Here is a 2,740-nt window from a genome sequence, read left to right on the forward strand (position 1 = left end):
AGGCTATCCAGACCAAAGGTCTCGGTGACGTGTTCCTGTATGTCGACCTCCCGCCGGGCACCACCGACGCCGACCTCGAGATCACCTTCCGTCCGCCGGGATGGCGACTGGGCTTCGCCGGTATGGCCTTCGGTTTCGCGTTGCTGGTGGCTTCGGCCATCGTGCATTATCGGAATCGAGGGCGGCGGCAAAACTTCTCCCAGCCGCAGACAGAAGCCGGTGTGGTCACCGTGTCAGCGTGAGCGGCCACTCACAATCGCAAATCGTCTGAGTGCAGCGTGGTGCTCCACTGTCCGCAAGTGGTTCCTGCTGTACGAGATCCGAGGATGAGGGGAAGCGCCGGATCCCGAGAAAACAGCGGCACAATGCCACCGGAGATGGAAGACACCGTCTGCAGATTCATACAGGGGGCCGTTTTCACAGCCGCGACGACGTATAAACTCGCGCCCTGTGATGACCGAGGGCACGCAATCGTCGGCGCAGCCGCACCGAATTTCTATAGTCGTGCCCGTTTACCAGGGTGAACGAACGCTGGGCTCCCTGGTGGAGGAGATCTTGCCCTGGACGGTGCGACAGATGTCTCCTGGCGGCCGGCCGATGGTGGTCGAGGAGGTTCTCCTCGTCTTCGATCACGGCCCCGACAAGTCCGCCGAGGTCATTCGTGACCTGGCGGCGCAGCACGATTTCATCCGTCCTATCTGGCTCAGCCGCAATTTCGGCCAGCACGCCGCCACCCTCGCAGGTATGGCGTCGAGCGGCGGCGAATGGGTCGTCACGATGGATGAGGACGGTCAGCACAATCCGGCTTGCATCGGCGGCTTGCTCGACACCGCACTGCATCAGCAGGCCTCCCTTGTCTACGCAAAGCCGACAAATTCTGCGCCCCACGGCGTGCTGCGCAACTCGGCATCCAAGTCGTCGAAATGGCTTCTCAGCAAGCTACTGGCGTCGGAGAGTTCGGTGGATTACCAGAGCTTCCGCCTGGTACTCGGCGAAGTGGGGCGGTCCGTCGCCGCCTACGCCGGCTCCGAGGCATATCTCGATGTGGCTCTCGGCTGGATAGCTGGTGAGGTAACGACAAGTCCTGTCGAACTCCGCGAAGAGCGCGGGCGGCCATCCGGGTATCACCTGCGCAGCCTGCTCTCCCACTTCTGGCGGATGGTGCTGTCGAGCGGCACGAAAGGCCTGCGAATCGTGAGCCTGATCGGGTTCCTTTTCGCGATCTGCGGACTTGCCGTCGTGCTCTACGTCCTGGCGTCGTATCTGTTCTTCGACGCCGGCGCGGAGGTGCGCGGATGGGCCTCGACCATGGTCGTCATGCTTTTCGGTTTCGGCGCGATCCTGTTCTCCCTCGGGGTCATCGCCGAGTACGTCGGTGTCAATGTCAAGACCGCGATGGGCAAGCCGCCCTATTTGATCGTGAGCGATCCCGCGAACGGCCCCCTCGGACGTGCCTGTCCGGACCAACCTTCCGCACGAGCGGACAGCCACAAAGAACCATGACAGTCCCCACATGGGTCGTCGGTAGTGGCGGACTTCTCGGCGGAGCCCTCACCGGAGTGCTCCGACGGCGGGGCACACAGCCGTACACCAGCCGTGTCCCCTGGAACGATCCTTTGGGGGCACGCGCCGTCCTGCTGACCGATGCCAGGCGTCTGATCCAGTCTGCAGCGGGCGGGCCCTGGCGCGTTGCCTGGTGCGCCGGAGCGGGTGTCAACGGGACGAGCATGGAGGAGTTCGACGGGGAGAACGCCCTTTTACGTGCGGTTCTCGATGAGTTGGACGCCGGATCGGGTGCCGGCAACGCGGGCACGGTCTTTCACGCCTCTTCCGCCGGCGGGGTCTACGCTGGATCGCCCGGTCCACCACACAACGAAATGAGCTCGGTGGCGCCGCTAGGCGACTACGGGCGGGCGAAGCTGGCCGCCGAGAAAATCGTCACCGACTTCGCCGGGCGGAGCGGAGCCCGGGTGGTGGTCGGCCGCTTCGCGAATCTCTACGGCCCCGGCCAGAACCTCGCCAAGCCGCAAGGCTTGATCTCGCACCTGTGCCGCGGATACCTGGTCTCGGCACCTATCTCGATTTATGTCCCGATGGACACTCTGCGTGATTACGTATATATCTCGGACGCCGCCGAGATGGTGGCCGACACCCTCGATCGTGCATATCTGCGTGAGTCCCGGGTGGCGACCAAGATCTACGCATCGGGACACAGTGTCACGATCGGCGCCATCCTGGGTGCTTGTCGGACCGTCTTCCGTAAGAAGCCCAACGTTGTGCTCGCCACGTCAGCCCTCGCGAGCACGCAAGCGCGTGACCTCCGCCTGCGCTCGGTCGTGTGGGACGACATCGACCGGCGAACCCATCGAACGTTGCCGGCCGGAATCGCATCGACGCTCGACGCCATTCGCCGAGACATCGCATCCAGCTGACGTCCCCGTCGTCAAGCTTTCGTCTTCTCCCCCGCGGCGGCGTATGCCTGCTCGGTGGTGTCCTTCTGCGGGCGCCACCATGCCTCGTTATCGCGGTACCAGGCAATGGTGGCCGCGAGTCCACTACGGAAGTCGCCGTACTTGGGGGCCCAACCCAGCTCTGCGCGCAACCGGGACGAGTCGATGGCATAGCGCATGTCGTGGCCGGGCCGGTCGGTGACGAAATCGAAGGCGTCGGCGGGCCGGCCAAGCGACTCGAGAATCGACTCGACAACCGTCCGATTGCTCTCCTCGCCGTCGGCGCCGAT

The 2,740-nt window shown here is 64.2% G+C and carries 3 protein-coding genes and 1 pseudogene; 3 read left to right on the forward strand and 1 reads right to left on the reverse strand.

What is annotated here, in order from left to right; translation table 11 throughout:
- From WAW17_RS30790 to WAW17_RS30800, 3 genes are all read left to right on the forward strand, one after another.
- The coding region (locus WAW17_RS30790; RefSeq protein ID WP_422336626.1) for a hypothetical protein at window positions 1-242 on the forward strand (242 nt) is incomplete at its 5' end.
- Window positions 243-504: 262 nt separating this feature from the next.
- A complete protein-coding gene (locus tag WAW17_RS30795; protein WP_422336627.1) occupies window positions 505-1,503 on the forward strand; it encodes a glycosyltransferase in 999 nt (332 codons plus the stop codon).
- Window positions 1,500-2,432: an NAD-dependent epimerase/dehydratase family protein gene (locus WAW17_RS30800; protein ID WP_422336628.1), complete on the forward strand. Its 933-nt coding sequence runs from the start codon at window positions 1,500-1,502 to the stop codon at window positions 2,430-2,432. The genes WAW17_RS30795 and WAW17_RS30800 overlap by 4 nt, the downstream gene beginning before the upstream one ends.
- Window positions 2,433-2,443: 11 nt before the next feature.
- Here the strand turns inward: WAW17_RS30800 and WAW17_RS30805 are convergent.
- Window positions 2,444-2,740: pseudogene (locus WAW17_RS30805) on the reverse strand (dTDP-glucose 4,6-dehydratase); the annotation flags it as partial.

The sequence above is a fragment of the Rhodococcus sp. (in: high G+C Gram-positive bacteria) genome (genome assembly GCF_049286785.1).
Lineage (GTDB): Bacteria > Actinomycetota > Actinomycetes > Mycobacteriales > Mycobacteriaceae > Rhodococcus_F.